The following is a 20,093-nucleotide window of genomic DNA, read 5'->3' as shown; positions in this document are numbered from 1 at the left end:
CTCAAGATTAAAAAAGTTTGATTTGGATTGGTTCTGCTAGTTGTTGAAGTCAAATCGTCGCATTGCTGTTCCAAAATATATTTATGCTAAAAAAGTGAATTGATATTCACTCTAAACATCTTTATATTTTTATGCAAGAACTTTGAATAAGTATTTTAGGAATTTTTATGAAATTACCCGCTTTTATGGAAATGTATCAGCAACTGATCGCCGCGCCATCTATCAGTGCATTAGAAGAAAGTCTCAACATGAGCAATCAGAATGTGATCCATCTACTCGCGCAGTGGTGCGAAACGTTAGGGTTTATCGTTGAAGTAACAGAGCTTGAACATGCAAAAGGAAAATATAACCTAATTGCAAGACGAGGCAGTGGCGATGGTGGATTAATGTTGGCCGGCCACACGGATACCGTGCCATTCGACGATAGCCGCTGGCAATTTGATCCTTTTAAATTAAGCGAGCAAGATAATAAATTATATGGTCTTGGAAGTATTGATATGAAAGGCTTTTTTGCTTTCGTATTGAATGCAATCTCAGAGCTTGATGAATTACAGCAAAATGCTCCTATCATGATTTTAGCCACCGCCGATGAAGAAACCACTATGGCTGGAGCTCAGGAAATCGCAAAACATCCAAGCTTGAAGCCGGCGCGCTGTATTATTGGTGAACCCACCGATATGGTGCCAGTATTTACCCACAAAGGCCATATGACGACCGCCATCCGCATCGTTGGTCGCTCAGGTCATAGCTCAGATCCAGAGCGCGGCTTAAATGCCATTGAAATCATGCATCAGGTGATTGCAAATTTATTAAAGTTAAGAGAAGAATTAAAGAATAAATATTCAACGCCACATTTTGCTATTCCTTACCCAACTTTAAACCTTGGGCACATTCATGGTGGCGACAATGCCAACCGTATTTGTGGCTGTTGTGAACTACATATTGATATGCGCCCTTTGCCTGGTCTGAGCATCAAAGAATTACAAGCCATGCTCACGGCAGCTGTAGCACCCATCAATACACATTATCCGAATAGTGTCTCGGTTATAGATATGCACGAACCCATTCCGGCTTTTACCGGCTCAACGGATTCTGCTTTGGTGAAAATGGCTGAGCGCCTGTCAGGACAACAAGCAATTGCTGTAAACTATTGTACCGAAGCACCATTTCTACAGCAGCTAGGTTGCGAAACTATCGTTATGGGACCGGGTTCGATTAATCAAGCACACCAACCCAACGAGTTTTTAGCAATGGAAAAAATCCAGCCAAGTCAGGATATTATTAAGCAGCTAATAAGAGAAAGTTGCTTTGCTTAGCGGATTGGCGAGTTCATCACTTCACGCTCAGGCAATGAAATCGCTGTAATGATATGTAATTGCCATATTCACAGTCTGCACTATACCTAACTGCATTGCAGTGATGGTTGAAGATCCCGTCATCGCTGAGCGGTCATGACAGGGATCATAGTGCGGGCGCCAAATCAAAAGTAGCTAGAATTAGTCGAGGTGCTCGCAAGCAATTTAGCGAGGATATAACCGTGACTGAAACAACACCACCAGACCTATCGCAACCGTTACTTATTGATCCAGTCCAGAGCAGCCCAGCAGCTCCAACCACCAGCTTAGGTCCACTGCAACATTTGGTCGGCACTTGGACTAACCAACCCTTAGCCAACTCAGGATTGGGTGGCCCCGACAAACCATTTTCTTACTGCTTAATGCCACTACCTCAAGAAGCCAGCTATATTCTTAAAAATTTCTCCTATTATGAAGAGCTTACTTTCTCAGCCATCCATGGCACCGCACCAAATCGAGGAGGATTTGGTACCCAGGTCGCTAATACCTTATTTTACGAACAAAGAGTTTATTTTGCAGAAGGTCCAGCGAAAGATCAGCTAGTCCATGCGGAAAATGGTTCGTTGTTGTATTTATCAGATGCAAAGCAATTACTTGGCCCGTATGGCAATGGTGAAAATCCAGGGCTTGGCAACGAAACCGTACCAAACAGTGTGGCGCCAACTCAAACTTATGACTTTATAAAACAAATGTCAGTTCCCCATGGTAATTCCATTTTAGCCAGTGGGCATTTTCAATCAGGTACTGGTGTCCCGACGATCCCAATGCTGAGCCAAAGTGATATTTTGCCTATGGGATTACCCCATGGGATCAGTACGGCTCAATACACCACCAAAAGTGTTGGTAACTTAAATCCTGACTTTACACTCAATCCAAACCAGCCTTTAAATAATGCCTTAGAAGTTTCTCCTCCCAAGAAGTTTATTCTACTTGAGGTCGATACCGCGCATTCAGGGATCCCAGTCACGAATATTGGCTTTGAACAACAACATGCAAAAGTTAGCCGCTACGCGATTAGCTATTGGCTTGAGTCACTTGACGGTAGTGATAACTTCACGCAACTGCAGTATTCGCAAAATATCACAATGGAAATTCCGATCGCTGGTCAACTCGTAACTTTTCCTCACATTACGACCAATACTATGGTCAAGAAGGCATAAAAATAGGGGCGCTGCTGAGCCCCTATTTCCGAAGTGCACGTTTGATTAAATTGGTGAGCCTGGCGGCATTGCAAGCGCTTTAAAGCTTTCAGGCCACTCTCCTGAATCTAAGTAGTGATTAATTTGCTGCGCGAGCATATGTTTAAATGCTTGCTCAAAAGCAACATCGCTAAATACCGACGACTGATTAAAGTCTTTCGCAACTTTTGCTAAATAAAACTTTAACTGCGCCTGCACTTCAGGTGCGACTTTATCGTTGTTACTCAGTTTTACAAGCTGAGTTGCACTTAGGTATTGCACTCGTTGCTGTAGCTTTTGAGCCATACCTTTGCTGCCTGACTGGGCAAATACCTGCTGATATAAAGCCTCTAAAAGTGCCTGTGTACCAAAATATTGAGTATCACGTGCATGCTGCTGTGCAAGGCGGTTTAATCGCTGTGGATTAAGCAGCAAGTCAAGGCTATGCTGTGCGGCGACTTCTGGTAATGCCATCGCATCTAGGGTTAGTCCAGTTCGACCTTTAATACTTTCGCGAGTTTTGTACTCACCGTAAGCCTTAGGAGGTATTAACGCCAAAATAGAGTCAGGGATAGTCAACGCCGCAGGTGACAGCGTACTCAAAAGCGCATTGGCCGCATTTTGTTGCACCTCTTTAGCCACAACTTTCGCCCCTTTTATTACCTCGTCACCGCGAACTTCATAGTCGTAATCCACGCCGCCAATCAATTTTACTGCGGCTTCAACCTGATAACGATGGAAAAGATACAGTGGTACCAGTTTCTCCTCTAGCTGCGACAGAGCAACTCCTTTTTGAATGCTGTGAATACCAAAGTTATTCAACGCCTGCTTGCGCACATCCAACACACGCAGTAATTCGGCAGCAGGATCCGCACCGTTATCCCAAAGGTGCGCCGTTGGGTGTGCTCCGCCCTGCGCTCTTGCATCAGAGTCAGAGATAAATTCAAGCCCCTGCGCCTTATTCTCAGCAAGAATAGCTGCAAGCTCAGTGGCTTCATCAGCACCACCGAAATCACTGTAACCATATTTAATCACTTGCGTATCCCACGCGCCCATGCCTTTTGCGTAGCCCTTAGTGATATCCAGTTGGCCATTTTCAAATCCTACCAGCGGATGAGGATAGTCCATGACTGACGCGCGATCCTTTACCGACGCTGAGAAGTTGTGTGCAATGCCCAACGTGTGGCCAATTTCATGTGCACTCAACTGACGAATACGGTCTAGCGCCATAGCATGAAGTCGCTCAGTCACCTCATTACCCTCAACAAACGGCGCAGAAAGTGCCTCGGCGATAAGAATATCTTGACGGACACGCAACGAACCTAACGTCACGTGACCTTTTAAAATTTCACCGCTACGAGGGTCAATCACCGACGCGCCGTATGACCACCCCCGAGTAGCACGATGAACCCACTGGATCACGTTATAGCGAATATCCATAGGATCGGCATTTTCAGGAAGTACTTTGACTTGAAACGCATTTTTGTAGCCAGCAGCTTCAAATGCTTGATCCCACCATTTAGCACCATCAAGTAATGCTGTTTTGACCGGCTCAGGTACGCCAGGATCAAGATAGTAAACAATTGGCTCTACGGCCTCCGAGACTTGTGCAGTTGGGTCTTTTTTCTGTAAACGGTGGCGTGGGATATAACGCACAAACATTGACTGTCCAAGCGGTGCTGAGTAATCCTTATGCTCGATACTCCAATAACCCGATTGCGGATGAAACGCACGTGGCTGGTAGTTATCGTCAGGCAGCTCAATTAAAGAATGATGCTGATGTACTGTAAGCGCATAAGGATCTGCACTCACCTGACGTACATATTCACCAGGCTTTGTCCCTTTGAATGTCAACACGGCTTCAAGCTCTGTGTTTTTAACAAATGCCTTTGAACGCGACATAAACACAGCGCTGCGGCTTGAGTCTAAGCTAAAACTACCTTGATTACGATTTGCCAACGTGCGAGAAACACCATGCACATCGCTGAGTAGATAAGGCGTGTAGTCAACCAATACACTGTCTTTATCTTCTGCGACCACGTTGAACCCGTGTAGAATGCTTGAAGCAAAAGCCTCTTTAACACTTTGCTTTTCGGCCTTATTATTCGCACTTGCGCGATAATAAGTGTTGATAGCACGCAGCATCACCTTATCACCAAAACGTTCAAACTGAACTAAGTGCGTACCGCCTAGCTGACCGCGGTCTAAACCGATATCATTCGAACCTACACCATAAGGTAAACTATGCTGTAACAAGAAAGGGGCGTCTAGTTTGTCGATGTCTAAGTACAATTTGCCGCTCGAATCATCGCTATAGAAGGCGTAAAAACCGGGATGATGATTAAAACTGGCAGTAAATTCGTCAATAGACTTAATTGCTGCGTGTGCTTGGGTTATCATACACAGTAGCAAAGCGGATACAGTTTGAGTGAAGCACGTTATTTTTCTCATGGCTGCTCTTTGTTATTTATGGTTTTGAGGCTTAACCCCAGTTGTATATGAAATCGTATACAATTTACAGTCTTTCAAGACGAATTACAGCGCTGTTTATGGCACCTCTCACACTATTTATTGCCATAAACACAAGGTGATCAGGATTTAAAAAATGCGTAGACTCCCTCCGGTGTTAATTGAAGATGGTTGTTCTCGTGAGTTGGTTTCTTTAATCAGAACCATTCTCGCGGCATGTAAAGAAATATCGTTCCGTGTTGGCCAAGGTGCACTTTCAGGTGTATTAGGCTCAACCTTAGATGAGAACATTCAAGGTGAAACGCAAAAGAAGCTCGATGTACTTTCAAATCAACTATTGAAAGATATTTTGCTTGAATCTGGCTATGTCAAAGCCATCGCTTCTGAAGAAGAAGATTACACCGTCGCCGGCAATCCAAAAGCGAACTATATTGTCGCTTTCGATCCGTTGGATGGTTCATCCAATACCGACATTAATTCACTAGTCGGTACTATTTTCTCTATTATGGAAGCGCCTGAAGGTTCAGACCCTAGCGATCCTGCAATCTTTATGCAGCCAGGTCATAAACAAGTTGCAGCGGGCTATGTGTTATATGGCCCATCAACCATGTTAGCGCTATCAACAGGCAAAGGAACTCGCTTGTTTACTCTGGACAAAACTCACGGTAGCTTCCTACTCACGCAAGACTTTGCAGCCATTCCTGAAGACACCAAAGAGTTTGCTATCAACGCTTCCAACCAACGCCACTGGACCCCAGCAATGCAAAATTACATTGCCGATTTACTTGAAGGTGAAACCGGACCGCGTGGTAAAAACTTCAATATGCGCTGGATAGCGGCAATGGTTGGCGATGTTCACCGCGTATTATGCCGTGGCGGACTATTCACTTATCCAGAAGATCGTAAAGATCCAAACAAGCCATTTAAACTTCGCCTACTTTACGAAGCCAATCCAATGGCGATGCTTATCGAGCAAGCTGGCGGTATTGCCCACACTGGTCGTGAACGCATTTTGGATATTCAACCTGAAGAAATACACCAACGCGTCGGTGTTATTTTAGGTTCAAAGCACGAAGTTGAAGCGTGCCTTGCTTATCATAAGTGATCTATTTTGAAGCGAGGAAATAGCTCGCTTCACAAATGAAAAAGGTGCCATTGGCACCTTTTTCACATTAAATAGTGGTATAACTCGTCTCCACGGGCACATCGGGATCTGCGCCCCATTCACTCCACGAGCCGTCATATACCGTCAAATGTTCATAACCTAGCTCGTCAGCCACCAGCGCTAAAATACAAGCTGTAACACCTGAGCCACAAGAGAATATCAGAGGCTTAGTTTTGTCCTTTGATAAGTCGCTATACAACTCTTCAAGCTCGGTGAGAGGTTTAAAGCAGCCATCGGCGTTTAACAAACTCGTGTATGGCAGGTTTTTACTTTTAGGCACGTGGCCGCTGCGCATATCTGCACGAGGTTCTTGCTCTTCACCAGTAAAGCGCTTTGCACCTCTAGCATCGAATAGGCAACTCAGTTCAGCGTCAATATTACTAAGCACAGCCGCTTTATCAACAAATGCTGTTTCATCATATGCAGCGACAAAGTTTCCTGCTTGTTGGACTTGCGCGTACGCTTGACTCAAAGGGTATTGTTTTTCACACCAAGCAGGGAATCCGCCGTCCAGTACATACACTTGTTTATGACCCATCATTTTGAGCATATACCAAGCTCTGGCAGCGCTAAACATGCCCTTATCATCGTAAGCGACTAACACATCATGTTGGTTGATACCAAGCTGTCGCATTTCTGCTTGAAATTGAGCTGGACTGCAGCACATATTGGGTGATGTAGCATGGGGATTAGCTAGCGCACCACTAATATCAAAGCGCAGCGCGCCTTGAATGATTGCAGGAGCGCTATAAGGGCCTGACTGACCCGGTTTCACAATACCAGCATCCAATACTTTCACTTTGCCAAGGTTTGCAAAGAGCCATTCCCTATCGACCACATGCTTCATGCTATTACTTTCCTTCGGGTCTGCGTACGACCTCTATTATTTCCGTTGTTGAAATTGATGGGGTGCGCTCCAAGTAAACCACATCACAGATATCTTTATATATATCGAACTTGTCTTTCCAATCATCACCCATCACCAGAATATCGGCATCAAAGTCTTTGATATATTGCGCTTTTAGCTCCAGAGATTCTTCCACAAACACCTCATCTACAAATCGCAATGAGCTAATGATTTTTAGGCGATCTGCTATTGAGTATATTGGATTTCTACCTTTTTTCGAAAAGTTAAGTTCATCCGACGAGATCCCCACAATGAGATAATCACCCAGTGCTTTCGCACGCTCTAAAATATTGACATGACCAACGTGGAATACATCAAAGGTTCCAAATGTGATAACTTTTTTCAACTTGGCTCTCTTCATTCGTTAATAAGTTTATGTGTAAACACTATATGAAGTATCAACAGCGCCTTCTAATCTTATGAACTATAAGTACCGAAGGTAGAATGTGATTGTAGCATTCATTGATTTTCTTACAACGATATGACGCTTTTGGACGTTTACTTGATTGGCTTTTAAAGAAGTGTGAAAACGTTATAACCAAGTCACTTCTGCGAAACAACTTGGTTATACGGTGTTGTTAGTACTGTCTGACTTCTAGGTTTACTTCAAAACCATCAAAGTCATAAGCGTCATTATCTGTCGCTAAATCAGTCCAGCCACCACCATTGGAAGCCCATGGAGTGAACGTCGAGTTCCCAACTTCTCGTCCACCCCTATCAGATACTCGCAAGCCGATACGAAAATCGCTTAAAGAGCGGCTACTGTTCCAAACTCTGGTTTCGATGCGAATGCGAAAAGCATCAGGGTCGAATCGGTCTGTATCAAATGCCATACCAGACCAACCACCACCTTCACTCGCCCAAGGAGTGTATTGCCAGTATCCAAAATCACCTCGGCCGCCTCGGTCTGCAGCTTGGATAGCTAATCGGAAATCACGGTTTGTCGGGATCTGGTTAAGTACAGATAAGTGTAAACGTAATGCATCGGGGTCATATGCATCTCGATCAACAGCCCAATCAGACTGAACATTAGAACCTGCAGAAAGATACTTAGTATACTCTACAGCACCAGGGTCTCTGCCACGATCATCTAGAGCTTGTAATCCTATACGGAAATCGTAATTCGAACCTGTACCAGCTAAATTAACAGTTGAGTCAATTTGCTCTGCTGCAAAAGTAGATATGCTAACGCCCAGTGAGCATATAAGCATGATAGATTTAAACTTCATGTAAAACTCCTTTTATATATAAATGTGTAGTACCAATTTGATACCTAGGAATTTTACGACTCAAAGCATGATAATTTAATGTAAATAAAGTTAAAAAGTGTAGGTGTTGATTATAATTTGATTATCTCACTTCGCATCGGTGCTAAGCGGGCCAGAACTTGATTTTGTAGAGAATGAGCAATCCCAACTTCATTCATTGCGTTGATCAAGAGATCAACCACTCGATTAAAGTCAGACTCACTAATAGCCATGCCGGTGTGGATCTGCACCATGCTATCACCTTCATAATCACAAGGGCCATCTAAGGTATCGCACAGATGAGTGATAAACCCTTCACGAAAGTGCCTAACATTGGACTCTCTAAAATAAGGTAAAATAACGTCATCATTGCCAATCTGTTTAATAAACGCGTCTACTAGCTTTTCTGCGCCGGCGGTGCCCCCTATTTGCTCATATAGGGAGGTCTGTGGAGTTGAAGCACTACACGCCACGAGGAAAAGCAAGATTGCCGTTAGTGATAGCCATTTCATTTAAAAATACCCCGTAACAGATAGATACCAACCCGTTTGAGAAGGCTGCCCTGCGATTTTGCCAAGGTCTAGCCATGCCGCCGTCACACTCACTGACTTATTCGGGATCCAAGCGACAAAAACATCTTTCCAATCTGATTCACCAAGTCCAAGGTTGTTGGATTTTTGGCGATATTCTGCACCGACAGCCCAATGCCTAGATAAAAACACTGCACTGCTAGCTTCTAGTTGCCAAGGCGCACTGTCGTTAGCTCCACCATAACCTAGTATGCCAAGTTGATTAGCCCGAGAATGTCTCATCGTAATATTCCAGAACCAGTTATAACCGCCTACAGCGCCCAAATGCAGTTTGCTTGCAGCTAAGTAATAATCCGTTCCTGAGTCGTCTTCAGCGCCGAGCAAATTGGCAACCGTAGCATCATCCAAAGACTTATGTTGAATACCAAAGCTCAATTGTGGATATTTACTGTAGACGATATCGCCATATAGCCGCACCTTGGCACCGACAATATCTTGCTCAATATCAAGATTAAGCGCATCCACATCGAAGTTTTGTCGAGCGAAACTTAACTCTACGCGGTTGAATAAGTTGGCTTGAACGCCACACACATCGAGCTGGTAGTCTTTCAGGCTAGCTCGGCTACAAAACCCGCTCGCCGCCCATTCATCTTCCGAAGCATATCCTGCAAGCTGCGCCCACGGCACAATGCCACCACCTGCACTACCCTCAACCTGTGACACCCCGGGAGTCGCTAGTAACTTTCCTGTTGCGGCGTAAGTTGGTCCGCACACTATTAAGCACACGGTAAAAACATTAGCCCACTTCATTATACCTCCCCAACCACAGGTCAAAGTCTGCGGCTTTGAGTGGCTTACTTAGATAGTAACCTTGTGCATAATCACACTGCATTGACTCAAGTAGCTCAAGCGATGCTTTGTCTTCAACGCCTTCCGCGACCACGCTAAAACCAAGTTGGTGACCAAGCGTGATGGTGGAGCGCACAATAAACTGGTCTTTTTCCGATTGAGCGAGCTTTAAAATAAATACCTTGTCGAGCTTCAGCTCATCAATAGGTAACATTTTTAATCGACCAAGGGAAGTTTGACCCACACCATAATCATCAAGCGAGACCTGCACGCCAAGCTGTTTGAGCGCTTGAAGAACCGCAATGCCTTTTTCCTCATTCTCAATCATGTCTCGCTCAGTAAGCTCTATGGTGATCAACTCAGGTTTGACGTTATGTGTATCTAGTAGCGTCTTAAGATGAGACAAGAAGTTTTTATCTGCGATGTCTTGTGCCGATACATTAATAGCTGCCTTGATGCGTTCACCTTGGCGTACCCAATTAGCAACTTGTGACACCACAGTCTTTACTACCCACTGAGTTAACTCAACAATCAAACCTGATTGCTCGGCAAGATCGATAAATAGTTCGGGCGACACCCATTCACCATTTTTACGTTGCCAACGAATAAGAGACTCAACCTTATCAATACGATTGGTTTTCATATTTAGCTTTGGTTGGTAGGTCATAAAAAGCTGACCATCATCGTTGGCAATAGCGTGTTTTAGTTCATCAATAATTTGCAGACGCTCTAGATGGGCTTCATCTTCACCTGATTGGTAGTAGTAAACATCATGACCATCGTGCGCTGCAGTATCAACTGCGATCAAAGCCCGGCGAACGACATCCTCGGGAGTATGTGCCTGTTTGGGGTAATGCACTACGCCGATACTAAAGTGAAGCGAAATATCTAATCCCTGCACAGTGTAAGGCTTACTCAGGCCTTGATTTAGCATCTCAGCACATTCAACAATACCAAGCACAGCACTTTGCGGATCGGCACACGCACTCGCTGGATGTGCAACTAAAAACTCATCGCCGCCAAGCCTAACATTCAATCCGCCTTCTGCTGTATTGATCTCCGCTATCCGTTTCGCCACGGCTTTAATACAATCATCTCCAACCCGAGGGCCGAGCTTGTCATTGATATGGCGTAATCCCTTTATGTCTATGGCAATAAAGTAATACTCTGCACCACTGCTGTGCATACTATGTAGTTTATCCAAAGCCGCATTACGATTAAAAAATCCAGTTAAATGGTCATGACTGGCTTGAAAGCGGATCTGCTCTTCACGCTCTTGAATGTCTTCGCCCATATCATTAAAAGCGTCAACAAGCTGGCAAATTTCTTGGGTCGGTCGAGCCTCTTCCAGTTTGGCTGAGTAATCCCCTTTAGCAAAGCGTTTTGCCAACTCAGTAAGCTTACTAAGCGGTGTCGTAAGATTCTTGGCAACAATACCACTGGTGATAAAACCAATAAGGATAGTACCGAGGGAGAGTAAAATAATGGTCAACACCATTTTATCAAATTCTTGATACTGAGTAGTTAAATCCGCACTGAGTACCAAACTCACCGGGTTACTTTCAAGAGAAGGTAAACTCACCTCTGCACTTTCATATACCGGATACTGGCTAAGCCACCGTGTCGTTTTTTGCGCCGCTAGAAAAGTAAATAAATCACCACCGAGTGCAAGAGCAGTCAGCGAGCTTGCTTTTAGGTTATCAGCGGCACCAACAAAGCTTGTTTCCATTCCTGTCAGCTCTTTTAGCTCAAACGCCACAGCAGATCCAACCTCAAAGCCAATAATTGAGTATGCAATCGTCCTAGGTGCTCGCACAGGCAAAATAATTACTTGATACAACTGCTCACTAAGTACCACAAAAGCTGAGTGGTCGGTGTGGCTCTGCAACGCTTGCATCCAAGTTCTGGTGTCGCTCGGGAAGTTGAGTCCTTCCCTGTTAGCGGAGATCAGGTCGCCTTTCACATCTAGCAGCAGCATTAAGTCGGCATCAATACGGCGGGAGTGATTAAGCAACACACTACTGATGGTTTGTGCATCTCTCGTCGCGACCGCCTGTTTAAAGCCAAAGTCAGCGGTCAGTACAGTCGCCGCGGTAACCAATAGCTGCTCTCGCGCTTTTAAATATTGTTGATAAACATTTTGCGCCACTTGAATTTTTCTTTGCACTTGCGCTTCATTGAATTTACTTGTGGACCACCAAAAACTTGCCAAGCTCATCCCTGCCGTGACTAGGATAAGCAAAATACAGAGACTAATTATTTTATTTTTAAAACTGTTATTCATTCATGTTGTCCAAAGCGCTCGCCAAAGGTATTACGCGGCGCTGGATAAGTTGTTTTTATTGTTACGGACATTGGCGCCGTTGTGTTCACTATTTGCACGGCTTGCCGACTATCTATGTCATTTTCTTGATAAGGATGCCATACCGTTACTTGTTTTGTAGAGTCTGGCAAAGTTACTAATCCATTCGCATCAGATACCAATACTTGCTTGTCATCTGCAATGTAAATATAGCCCACCATAGAGTCGTGAATGTTACAACCTAACACCACTACACCAGCGTTTTCAAACTTAAGCGGTTGATTTGGCGTGCCAGCGTATAGCTTTAGCTCAAAAGGTTTTACCGCAGAAAACGAATAAACGTGATGACGGATATCATCGCTATTGGGAAAATTAACCAATTGTCCTTTTTGGATGGTAAGAATGAAAGGAACAAACTGTTTATTGATTTGATCCATAACCGCCACTGCTTTTGCTGCTGACTCGACAGGCTCGTCCGTCAATTCAACAACGGCATGCTGCAAGGGCTTGCCGCTGCCATCTAGCACTGTTAATTGCCCGGCATTTGCGCAATTTGAATCTAAAAGGAATAAAAAACAAAAACTTAGTAGGAGTAGAACAGACGTTCGCATATCTGACTCTATTTTTTTGCAACAATTAGGTTAAGTAAAAGAGACCTTGCAATGAAAAGCAAGTGAATTGAGGAAATTGCCCTAATAAACTTGTCTATCAGGGCAATTGAAAAATAATTAATCTATTAAACCGTACAGCTTATCAAGAATATCAATAACTTCTTGGCGAGGATCAGCAGGGATCATTAGTTCACGACCAACGATTTTACTTGCGATCCCAACGTAAGTTTCGCTTACCGACATCATCACAGCTTCTGGCAAAAGATAATCGCGAGCAAGCGCTTCTCGCTCAGGCATGCGATCTTTATTAAGCAGCACATCGCTATCTGGTACATTGTTTATCAATAGCTGGCGGAAACCTTCTTTTGAGTTTTCAACGATCTTACCATCGCGATAAGCAGGGCCATCCCAAATACGTGACGAGTCAGGCGTACCCACTTCATCAATGTAAATTAGGCGCTCTTGGCCGTCTTTATCTTCAACGTAACCAAACTCAAATTTAGTATCAACAAAGATCTGATCAAGCTTCTCAAGCTCTTTACTGATCAGGGCAAAGCCCTCGGTTAGCAACTGCTCGTACTTATCCACATCTGCCGCAGATTTAAAGTTGAACGCTGCAAGGTTATCTTCGATGTTTTTACGAGAGATATTTACGTCATCCACTTCTGGTACGTCTGCTAAACCTTTGATGATCCCTTTGGTTGATGGTGTGATTAAGACATTATCTAGTTTTTGATTGGCCTCTAAACCTTCTGGTAATTGCAAGCCACAAAACTCCCTTACGCCCTTTGCGTAATCGCGCCACATACTGCCGGTAATATATTGACGCGCAATCGCTTCAACTCTTACCGTACTGGCTTTACGCACAATCCAAACATAAGGATGTGGAATATCAACAATGTGATTACCTGCAAGGCCAGCTTTATCAAAAAGTGAAAACCAATGTGAAGCAACGCTGTTAAGCGCAATGCCCTTACCCGGTACACCGTTAAGACCATTTTCACCTTGCCAAATACAATCAAACGCTGAAATACGGTCTGAAATGACCATAATTGCCAGCTCTGTACCAACCGGGACTTGATAGCCTTTTTCTTCAATTAAACGTGCACTGTCGGCGTCGGTTAACCAATAAACTGAACGTACTTTACCACTGTGAACCGCACCTTTAGTGCGAATTGGAAGATCGTCATTAACGTCTAAAACTTTGTAGCTACTCATTGTTACTCCAATGACAGGATGCGCCTTGCTAAAGGGCACAAAATAATGAGGGGGTTAGGGTCGCTATAATAGTCGAGCTGAACAAAAATCACAATTTAACTTACACGCTTGTTGTTGAGCTTAACTTAGTTTTGCTTTAGTCATTCTTGTTATACCATCACAACATTATTTGCCAGCGTTGAGGCGTTATGCTTACGATATCTCAATTACAGTTTACATGGCCTAAGTCGAGCACCCCGGTGCTAACCATACCTAAGCTACATATCGCCCGAGGTGAACACGTGTTTTTACATGGTCCAAGCGGCAGCGGTAAATCGACTTTGCTTGGATTGATTGCCGGCACCTTGGATTGCCAGCAGGGAGAAATTGAAATTGCAGGTACAAACGCGAGCGCACTGAGCCGTGGCCAACGAGATAAGTTTAGAGCCGACCATATAGGTACTATTTTTCAGAACTTTAATTTGTTGCCCTATTTGTCGCCTGTTGAAAACGTTACCCTTGGCTGCGAATTTTCCAAAAAGCGCAGGCAAAACATTTCCTCACAGAATAAATCTCTTGAGCAGGAAGCCAAACTTCTGCTCTCTGATCTTGGTATAGACGAGCACACTCAGCAGCGCAGTGTCGCGGAGTTAAGTATTGGCCAGCAGCAGCGCGTAGCCGCCGCTCGCGCATTTATTGGCAGGCCCGAAATCATTATTGCCGATGAGCCAACCTCAGCCCTCGATGCCGACAGCCGTGATGGCTTTATTAAATTACTCTTTAGCCAAGCCGCGGTTTACAGTGCATCTATTCTCTTTGTCAGTCACGATAAAAGCTTAGCGCCGTTATTTGATAGGCAAATAAGCTTGCCTGATTTACAACAAGGAGCATCGCTATGCTAATCAAACTTGCGTGGAAAAGTACGCTAAACCGAAAAGCCAGCGTCGCCCTAACTCTAGTGACCATTGCAATTAGTGTCATGTTACTGCTGTCGGTTGAGCGTGTACGCCAAGACGCAAAATCCAGCTTTGCGAATACTATTTCTGGCACTGACTTGATTGTCGGCGCACGTACTGGTGATATTCAGCTTTTGCTTTCAAGCGTATTTAGAATTGGTCACGCCAATAATGCCGTACAATGGCAAAGTTACGAGTACATCAAGGCACAACGCGGTGTTGCGTGGAGTATTCCCATTAGCTTAGGCGATAGCCATAAAGGCTTTGCTGTGCTGGGTACAGATGCAAGTTACTTCAGTCATTATCAATACGCTAAAAAACAACACCTCACCTTTGCCGCTGGTCGACCATTTCACAATGGCCAAGAAGTGGTGCTTGGGGCTATGGTCGCAAAAAAGCTGGGTTATCAGCTGGGACAAAAAATCGTCATTTCTCACGGTATGGGCAATACCAGTTTCCATCATCATGATGACAATCCGCTGGTTATTTCTGGCATTTTGGCAGCCACGGGAACGCCGGTGGATAAAACACTACATGTGCCGTTAAGTGCCATAGAGAGCATGCATAGCACAGGACACAACAAGCCATCTCGAATGGTTGCACGAGAACAAGATGCAACGCACCATGAGCATGAGCATGAGCATGAGCATGAGCATGAGCATGAGCATGAGCATGACAGTAAAAACAATAGCGCTTTACTACACAACCTCGACTCTAAGCCCGGTGATTTAATCGGTTCAACAAAGCAAATCACAGCATTTTTACTGGGTTTTGAGTCACCACTTTATACCCTACAAGTGCGCAGAAATATTAATCAGTATAAAGGCGAGCCTTTACTGGCAATTATGCCGGGGGTGACATTGAGGGAATTGTGGGAAATGCTAGATATTGTCGAAAAAATCTTGCTTCTCATTACCCTTGCTGTGGTGTTGATAAGCTTACTTGGCATGTTGACCTCATTGCTCGCCACGTTGAATCAAAGGCGTCGAGAACTTGCTATCCTACGCTCCGTTGGTGCGCGGCCTTGGCATATTTTTACGCTTCTCATTAGCGAAGCGATTTTTATCACCGTGTTAGGATGTGCTTTCGGTGTAGCGCTTTTTTATGCCTTGCTCATTGCTGCCCAATCCGGCCTACAAAGTCAATTTGGCGTAGTCCTAAGTATCTCAGCGCTCTCAACCTATGAACTCACGCTACTAAGCGTTATTATAGGCGCAGGTACTTTGATCGGCGCCATTCCTGCCGCCCGTGCTTATTTTTACTCGCTTGCCGATGGCATGCAAATTAAAACCTAAGAGGATCAAGATGCAGTTAACCGCACGAACTCACGTTTTTTACTTCATTGCATTCATCACTGCGATGGTATTCAGTGGTATCGCAAATGCGGCACCACCTAAAGAGATATTCTGGGAAGATTTAATTCCAAAAGGGCATGTCCAGATCAGCAATCAAGACGCAGCAAGCCATGATGGCGCCGAGCAAAATTGGGTGCAACCTGATTTAGACGCCCCAGTCGTCAAAGAGTTAGACGGCCAACTAGTCAGCTTACCCGGCTTTGTTGTACCACTTGAAGGTGACAGTGAAGTGATCACCGAGTTTTTGTTGGTTCCCTACTTTGGCGCTTGCATCCACGTGCCGCCTCCGCCGCCAAATCAAATTGTTCATGTCAAAATCAAAGGCGGTGTTCCGATTGAAAGCCTATATGATGCAATCACAGTCAGTGGCACGATTAAGGTTTCTACTTGGAAGGGCGACATCGCGCAAACAGGTTATATGATGGAAGCCAGAGGCGTCGCGCCATTTGAGCTCTAAAAGCCATGTAAATCAATAAAAAAGAGTGCCAATACTTAATCGAGCTTGATTGGCACTCTTACCACTGCAAAACATACAATTTTATTTCTGCTATTTGCCCTACTCAGTGGTAGGAACACTGGCATACACCAGTTCGATGAGATTATTCATGGTTCGCGACTTTTGCATATACGTCTTTTCCATATACGCCAGCTCCTGGAGCTCAAATAAGGTACTCTCTACAAGAGAAAACCACTTAGCAGTCGTCTCAGCTATCTCAACCTCTCCACGACTCGATTTTTTAAGTGCTTCATAGAGAATATTTAAGTCGTTATATTGACGTAGATAATCCATATCACCCTCAGTCAGTTGTTACCCTTGTTTTCATTTCACACTACAGTAACAAAAGCCTCGCTAAAAAATCTTGTCGAACCCATTTTTCTATTAAAATGATGAAAATAAAGTGAAAAGTATACGTAGGTTCTTGAGCGATATATCCATAATTGACTGATTAAATTTCCTCTTGCAGAAACATTTTTATTGATTACAATTACAAGTTAACAAAGATTACACATAAAAATAACTTAGATAGAGTGAACATACTCTCCCATACAAGAAAGGATTAAATTGGTGGGCAATCCCAATTTTAAATATAACGGTGATGACCTTAGAAGAATGCGCCTTGCTGCCCAAAAAACCACGCAGCAAATGGCTGACCTTGTGGGTATTAGCCGCCAAACCTACGAAAACTATGAAAATGGTGTAAGCCGTATACCTTGGGATCACTTTCAAGTTTGGTGTAACTACTGTGATATTGACCTTTCTCCCATTATTAAACAGTTTCAAGCCCTGCGGAGCTTAATTAGTGATACCCAATTAAGACGCAAAAGCCCGACCTCTCCTGATGCAAAGAAAGTGGAAGAGTAAGTAGTCATGTTTTCAGTTGATTTGAGCTGCAAAAGGATAAAAATAATGAAATTTTTAATGCAAAAAAGACTTCAGAAGGTAATAAAAATCAAAAAGTTACCAATATACAGTGTAAAGTCCATTAAAGGTGGCAGCCTAGGAGTGGTTAAACATGACCCTCGAACTTTCTCTATAGCTTCCCATGGTGGAACTGTAATAGATCCAAGATCAATCACTTAACCTCTTTGGTGTTACAAGTGATTCTCAATAGGCGATTTTCAGAGTACAGTATTAACAACTTTAACCACTGCAAAGCCTATAGAAGGATGTATATTATGTCACCTACAAAAACGAAAAAAAATGTTTTTAGAAATTTAAATACCTTTGAATCGAAACGTGTAGTTGGGGGGAGTCATGGCGGAACAGTTGATGACCCTAAATTAAAATCGGACGGAAGTAATGGTGGATAAAACGATAAACGATCGGAAATACATATGAAAACTACATGGTACTTTTTTATAATTGCGCTTGCTTTCACAGGGTGTTTTTCAATGGCACATTACTATACAGACTTTGCGTATCACATTCATACGCTAGTTTTTATTTTATGTATTTCCCTTTTATCCAGAGATATGATTAACGTGCAGCATTTAGTATGTCTTTTACTAATAGCAACTCTGATAGAAGCTGGCTCTTTTTATTTAATTCAAAATGTGTTTTCTTTAGGCAAAAAGCCATACCAAATAAATTTCATGATATTTGTCATGCATTTCACCGTAGATCTACTCTCCTTCATTTTGATAAAACGTAGAGTTCGCTTATCGATGAATTATGTTAAAAAGTTTCAACCAAGTAAGCGTGAATATATCTACATGACACATGCCGATATCATACTTGTTGGGATCTTCTTTTTGTTTATGCTTGTAGACTTAGCAGCTTTCGCTGAGAACATCATTCGTAATCTAGAACACTTTGGAGTAGATGAAAGCTTTGCAAAACAATTTTGGAAGTGGGGTATCGTTTATTATAGCTACCCATATGTAAAATCCGTTCTATTGGCTGCTGTTATTACCACACTTCTAGCTACTATCTACGTTGAACGTTTTCGTCCTGCGCCAATTAAAGAAAGTGAAGAAGACTTAACGCTTAAAAAATCCGAGCCACAGCATAGGTCATAGTGACCTGTGCTGTTTTTACCCTAAATCAATTGAAGGAATAAACGATGGATTTAAAACTGAACAAAAAGCAATTGAAGTCATTAGCAGGTAGTAAGCTAATTTTGGATAACAACAAGACCCGTGAGATTGGTGGTGGTTGTTCCTACTATTGTAGTCGCGACTTAAACTGTGACACCGATGGCCCAACGATGGCCTGCCCATCAAAGGCGTTAGCGTGTGTTCCTGAGCCAAATACATTACATTGTGATTGCCCAACCAATATGTGCTAGTCACTAACCTGTCGCGATATAATGTCGCGACAACAACCCTGTTATTCTCCGTTCAACTTATACCAATTGTATTAAGCATAGACCTTTGCTTGATACTGCTGAAAACGCATAAAGGCCTGACGAGCGCCGGTGATCAATGCATCTTCTTGCGTACTAGTTAACTCAACCGTATCGATAAATTGAATTAAGTGACGCCACGCACTGCCGCGCCCGACTCCGGGCCCTGCTAAGTAACGCGCGCCATACTCACCTGTGACGGGCAAACGCGCCTGCACTTGACGCCCAAGCATTGCGGCCCCAACCTTAGAGCCTTCAACGACATAAAACGCTCCCAAAGCAGTCGCAAACTCGGTTGAAGTTGTGATAAACGGCGACAAAGACGGCACAGGTAATGTGTGCTGTAAGTCAGCAAAGTCCAGCTCCAACAACCCAAGCCGTCGGCGCGATTTGAGATCGTCAATATGCATAGAGAGTTCACGGTGCTCATATAATGCAGCGACATCTTTAAGAAACAGGTATTGAAGGGTTAAAAACTGGAGATAACGCTCAATGCTGGCAAACGGGTCTTTTGCCATAATGCTGTTATCTATGCGGTCGTGAAGATCAGCAGTACTTGCTTTTAATTTCAATGCACGGCTAGTAAGTGCGCTGGCTGCGGTCATGGGACTTCCTGTAATGTAATGCGAGGGGAAAATGAATGGACTGTGTTGGCTTTTTGAAAAGCCGCTCCAGCGATTGACACTGGAGCGAAGAGATATATCTAACAACTAGTTAACCTGTGGTTAGTTAGTTGAAGGCAACTCCATAATACCGTCAATCTCAACCTGTGCGCCTTTTGGTAGTTCTTTTACACCAATTGCAGCACGAGCTGGGTATGGCTTTCTAAAATACTGAGCCATGATCTCGTTGACCGTTGCAAAGTTACTCAAATCAGTTAGGAAGATATTAACCTTAACCATATCTTGTAACTCGCCACCAGCCTCTTCACATACTGCGATAAGGTTTTTGAACACTTGGTGCGTTTGCTCTGCAAAATCTTCAGAAATAAATTCCATTGTCTCTGGTACCAATGGAATTTGGCCAGATAAATAGACCGCAGTACCAACTTTTACCGCTTGGTTGTATGTGCCAATTGCTGCTGGCGCTTTATCTGTTGAAATAATAGCTTTGTTCATTAATGTTC

The 20,093-nt window shown here is 43.7% G+C and carries 22 protein-coding genes; 10 read left to right on the top strand and 12 right to left on the bottom strand.

Annotated elements, in window-relative coordinates; genetic code table 11:
- Positions 1–167: 167 nt before the first annotated feature.
- Complete coding sequence (argE, locus tag NO992_RS06345; RefSeq protein WP_010374255.1) at positions 168–1,316, top strand: acetylornithine deacetylase; 1,149 nt, start codon at positions 168–170, stop codon at positions 1,314–1,316.
- Positions 1,317–1,537: 221 nt separating this feature from the next.
- Positions 1,538–2,515: a heme-binding protein gene (locus NO992_RS06340; protein ID WP_010374257.1), complete on the top strand. Its 978-nt coding sequence runs from the start codon at positions 1,538–1,540 to the stop codon at positions 2,513–2,515.
- 45 nt (positions 2,516–2,560) lie between these two features.
- On the opposite strand, the gene NO992_RS06335 is transcribed toward NO992_RS06340, so the two are convergent.
- Entirely contained in the window at positions 2,561–4,984 is a 2,424-nt protein-coding gene (locus NO992_RS06335) for a zinc-dependent metalloprotease (protein WP_371375260.1), read from the bottom strand.
- A 154-nt stretch (positions 4,985–5,138) separates the two neighbouring features.
- Here NO992_RS06335 and NO992_RS06330 point away from each other — a divergent pair, with 154 nt between their 5' ends.
- The gene (locus NO992_RS06330; RefSeq protein ID WP_010374260.1) at positions 5,139–6,107 is read left to right on the top strand and encodes a class 1 fructose-bisphosphatase; all 969 of its coding nucleotides are present in this window, start codon (positions 5,139–5,141) and stop codon (positions 6,105–6,107) included.
- Positions 6,108–6,174: 67 nt separating this feature from the next.
- Here NO992_RS06330 and NO992_RS06325 read toward each other — a convergent pair whose 3' ends face one another.
- The 8 genes from NO992_RS06325 to NO992_RS06290 form a co-directional block, all read right to left on the bottom strand.
- The gene (locus NO992_RS06325) at positions 6,175–7,014 is read right to left on the bottom strand and encodes a sulfurtransferase (RefSeq protein ID WP_371375256.1); all 840 of its coding nucleotides are present in this window, start codon (positions 7,012–7,014) and stop codon (positions 6,175–6,177) included.
- A gap of 4 nt (positions 7,015–7,018) precedes the next feature.
- Entirely contained in the window at positions 7,019–7,420 is a 402-nt protein-coding gene (locus NO992_RS06320; RefSeq protein WP_010374264.1) for an adenylyltransferase/cytidyltransferase family protein, read from the bottom strand.
- 232 nt (positions 7,421–7,652) lie between these two features.
- Positions 7,653–8,303: a hypothetical protein gene (locus NO992_RS06315; protein WP_017218414.1), complete on the bottom strand. Its 651-nt coding sequence runs from the start codon at positions 8,301–8,303 to the stop codon at positions 7,653–7,655.
- A 110-nt stretch (positions 8,304–8,413) separates the two neighbouring features.
- Positions 8,414–8,833 carry a group 1 truncated hemoglobin gene (locus NO992_RS06310; RefSeq protein WP_371375253.1) on the bottom strand — a complete coding sequence of 140 codons (420 nt, stop codon included), beginning with the start codon at positions 8,831–8,833 and terminating at the stop codon, positions 8,414–8,416.
- Positions 8,834–9,661 (bottom strand): DUF3034 family protein, encoded by an 828-nt coding sequence (locus NO992_RS06305; protein ID WP_253105325.1) that lies wholly within the window; start codon positions 9,659–9,661, stop codon positions 8,834–8,836.
- Positions 9,648–11,984, bottom strand: coding sequence for a putative bifunctional diguanylate cyclase/phosphodiesterase (locus NO992_RS06300; protein WP_371375250.1), 2,337 nt, complete (start codon positions 11,982–11,984; stop codon positions 9,648–9,650). The genes NO992_RS06305 and NO992_RS06300 overlap by 14 nt, the downstream gene beginning before the upstream one ends.
- Positions 11,981–12,613 (bottom strand): methylamine utilization protein, encoded by a 633-nt coding sequence (locus NO992_RS06295; RefSeq protein ID WP_371375247.1) that lies wholly within the window; start codon positions 12,611–12,613, stop codon positions 11,981–11,983. Before NO992_RS06295 ends, NO992_RS06300 begins: the two co-directional genes overlap by 4 nt.
- Before the next feature lie 117 nt (positions 12,614–12,730).
- A complete protein-coding gene (locus NO992_RS06290) occupies positions 12,731–13,831 on the bottom strand; it encodes a phosphoribosylaminoimidazolesuccinocarboxamide synthase (protein ID WP_371375244.1) in 1,101 nt (366 codons plus the stop codon).
- 188 nt (positions 13,832–14,019) lie between these two features.
- Between NO992_RS06290 and NO992_RS06285 the strand changes: the two genes are divergently transcribed.
- The 3 genes from NO992_RS06285 to NO992_RS06275 all read left to right on the top strand — a co-directional run bounded on the left by NO992_RS06285 (position 14,020) and on the right by NO992_RS06275 (position 16,578).
- Positions 14,020–14,712 carry an ABC transporter ATP-binding protein gene (locus tag NO992_RS06285; RefSeq protein ID WP_308372871.1) on the top strand — a complete coding sequence of 231 codons (693 nt, stop codon included), beginning with the start codon at positions 14,020–14,022 and terminating at the stop codon, positions 14,710–14,712.
- Complete coding sequence (locus NO992_RS06280; RefSeq protein WP_371375241.1) at positions 14,706–16,061, top strand: ABC transporter permease; 1,356 nt, start codon at positions 14,706–14,708, stop codon at positions 16,059–16,061. Before NO992_RS06285 ends, NO992_RS06280 begins: the two co-directional genes overlap by 7 nt.
- Positions 16,062–16,125: 64 nt before the next feature.
- A complete protein-coding gene (locus NO992_RS06275) occupies positions 16,126–16,578 on the top strand; it encodes a DUF3299 domain-containing protein (RefSeq protein ID WP_371375278.1) in 453 nt (150 codons plus the stop codon).
- Between the two features lie 99 nt (positions 16,579–16,677).
- On the opposite strand, the gene NO992_RS06270 is transcribed toward NO992_RS06275, so the two are convergent.
- Positions 16,678–16,911, bottom strand: a complete 234-nt coding sequence (locus NO992_RS06270) for a hypothetical protein (protein ID WP_371375238.1) — start codon at positions 16,909–16,911, stop codon at positions 16,678–16,680.
- A gap of 255 nt (positions 16,912–17,166) precedes the next feature.
- Between NO992_RS06270 and NO992_RS06265 the strand changes: the two genes are divergently transcribed.
- The 4 genes from NO992_RS06265 to NO992_RS06250 all read left to right on the top strand — a co-directional run bounded on the left by NO992_RS06265 (position 17,167) and on the right by NO992_RS06250 (position 18,910).
- Positions 17,167–17,484 (top strand): helix-turn-helix transcriptional regulator, encoded by a 318-nt coding sequence (locus tag NO992_RS06265; protein WP_193521909.1) that lies wholly within the window; start codon positions 17,167–17,169, stop codon positions 17,482–17,484.
- Between the two features lie 314 nt (positions 17,485–17,798).
- The gene (locus NO992_RS06260) at positions 17,799–17,933 is read left to right on the top strand and encodes a hypothetical protein (protein WP_283234895.1); all 135 of its coding nucleotides are present in this window, start codon (positions 17,799–17,801) and stop codon (positions 17,931–17,933) included.
- A 24-nt stretch (positions 17,934–17,957) separates the two neighbouring features.
- Entirely contained in the window at positions 17,958–18,641 is a 684-nt protein-coding gene (locus NO992_RS06255; protein ID WP_371375235.1) for a hypothetical protein, read from the top strand.
- Between the two features lie 44 nt (positions 18,642–18,685).
- On the top strand, positions 18,686–18,910 hold the full coding sequence (locus NO992_RS06250) for a hypothetical protein (protein ID WP_017218402.1): 225 nt from the start codon (positions 18,686–18,688) through the stop codon (positions 18,908–18,910).
- A gap of 71 nt (positions 18,911–18,981) precedes the next feature.
- On the opposite strand, the gene NO992_RS06245 is transcribed toward NO992_RS06250, so the two are convergent.
- Positions 18,982–19,572 (bottom strand): biliverdin-producing heme oxygenase, encoded by a 591-nt coding sequence (locus NO992_RS06245; protein WP_371375232.1) that lies wholly within the window; start codon positions 19,570–19,572, stop codon positions 18,982–18,984.
- A gap of 120 nt (positions 19,573–19,692) precedes the next feature.
- The gene (locus tag NO992_RS06240; protein ID WP_010374286.1) at positions 19,693–20,085 is read right to left on the bottom strand and encodes a RidA family protein; all 393 of its coding nucleotides are present in this window, start codon (positions 20,083–20,085) and stop codon (positions 19,693–19,695) included.
- Positions 20,086–20,093 lie beyond the last annotated feature (8 nt).

The organism is Pseudoalteromonas sp. DY56-GL79 (assembly GCF_041414765.1).
GTDB classification, from domain to species: Bacteria; Pseudomonadota; Gammaproteobacteria; order Enterobacterales; family Alteromonadaceae; genus Pseudoalteromonas; species Pseudoalteromonas piscicida.
This window is presented reverse-complemented; position numbering and strand designations above follow the sequence as displayed.

Bases quoted from the DNA above. Each gene is read 5' to 3' on its own strand.
- NO992_RS06275 (WP_371375278.1), top strand. From the start codon at position 16,126: ATGGTATTCAGTGGTATCGCAAATGCGGCACCACCTAAAGAGATATTC.
- NO992_RS06310 (WP_371375253.1), bottom strand. From the start codon at position 8,833: ATGAAATGGCTATCACTAACGGCAATCTTGCTTTTCCTCGTGGCGTGT.
- NO992_RS06260 (WP_283234895.1), top strand. From the start codon at position 17,799: ATGTCACCTACAAAAACGAAAAAAAATGTTTTTAGAAATTTAAATACC.
- NO992_RS06245 (WP_371375232.1), bottom strand. From the start codon at position 19,572: ATGACCGCAGCCAGCGCACTTACTAGCCGTGCATTGAAATTAAAAGCA.
- NO992_RS06280 (WP_371375241.1), top strand. From the start codon at position 14,706: ATGCTAATCAAACTTGCGTGGAAAAGTACGCTAAACCGAAAAGCCAGC.
- NO992_RS06305 (WP_253105325.1), bottom strand. From the start codon at position 9,661: ATGAAGTGGGCTAATGTTTTTACCGTGTGCTTAATAGTGTGCGGACCA.
- NO992_RS06250 (WP_017218402.1), top strand. From the start codon at position 18,686: ATGGATTTAAAACTGAACAAAAAGCAATTGAAGTCATTAGCAGGTAGT.
- NO992_RS06290 (WP_371375244.1), bottom strand. From the start codon at position 13,831: ATGAGTAGCTACAAAGTTTTAGACGTTAATGACGATCTTCCAATTCGC.
- NO992_RS06285 (WP_308372871.1), top strand. From the start codon at position 14,020: ATGCTTACGATATCTCAATTACAGTTTACATGGCCTAAGTCGAGCACC.
- argE (WP_010374255.1), top strand. From the start codon at position 168: ATGAAATTACCCGCTTTTATGGAAATGTATCAGCAACTGATCGCCGCG.
- NO992_RS06255 (WP_371375235.1), top strand. From the start codon at position 17,958: ATGAAAACTACATGGTACTTTTTTATAATTGCGCTTGCTTTCACAGGG.
- NO992_RS06330 (WP_010374260.1), top strand. From the start codon at position 5,139: ATGCGTAGACTCCCTCCGGTGTTAATTGAAGATGGTTGTTCTCGTGAG.
- NO992_RS06240 (WP_010374286.1), bottom strand. From the start codon at position 20,085: ATGAACAAAGCTATTATTTCAACAGATAAAGCGCCAGCAGCAATTGGC.
- NO992_RS06335 (WP_371375260.1), bottom strand. From the start codon at position 4,984: ATGAGAAAAATAACGTGCTTCACTCAAACTGTATCCGCTTTGCTACTG.
- NO992_RS06300 (WP_371375250.1), bottom strand. From the start codon at position 11,984: ATGAATAACAGTTTTAAAAATAAAATAATTAGTCTCTGTATTTTGCTT.
- NO992_RS06315 (WP_017218414.1), bottom strand. From the start codon at position 8,303: ATGAAGTTTAAATCTATCATGCTTATATGCTCACTGGGCGTTAGCATA.
- NO992_RS06295 (WP_371375247.1), bottom strand. From the start codon at position 12,613: ATGCGAACGTCTGTTCTACTCCTACTAAGTTTTTGTTTTTTATTCCTT.
- NO992_RS06325 (WP_371375256.1), bottom strand. From the start codon at position 7,014: ATGAAGCATGTGGTCGATAGGGAATGGCTCTTTGCAAACCTTGGCAAA.
- NO992_RS06270 (WP_371375238.1), bottom strand. From the start codon at position 16,911: ATGGATTATCTACGTCAATATAACGACTTAAATATTCTCTATGAAGCA.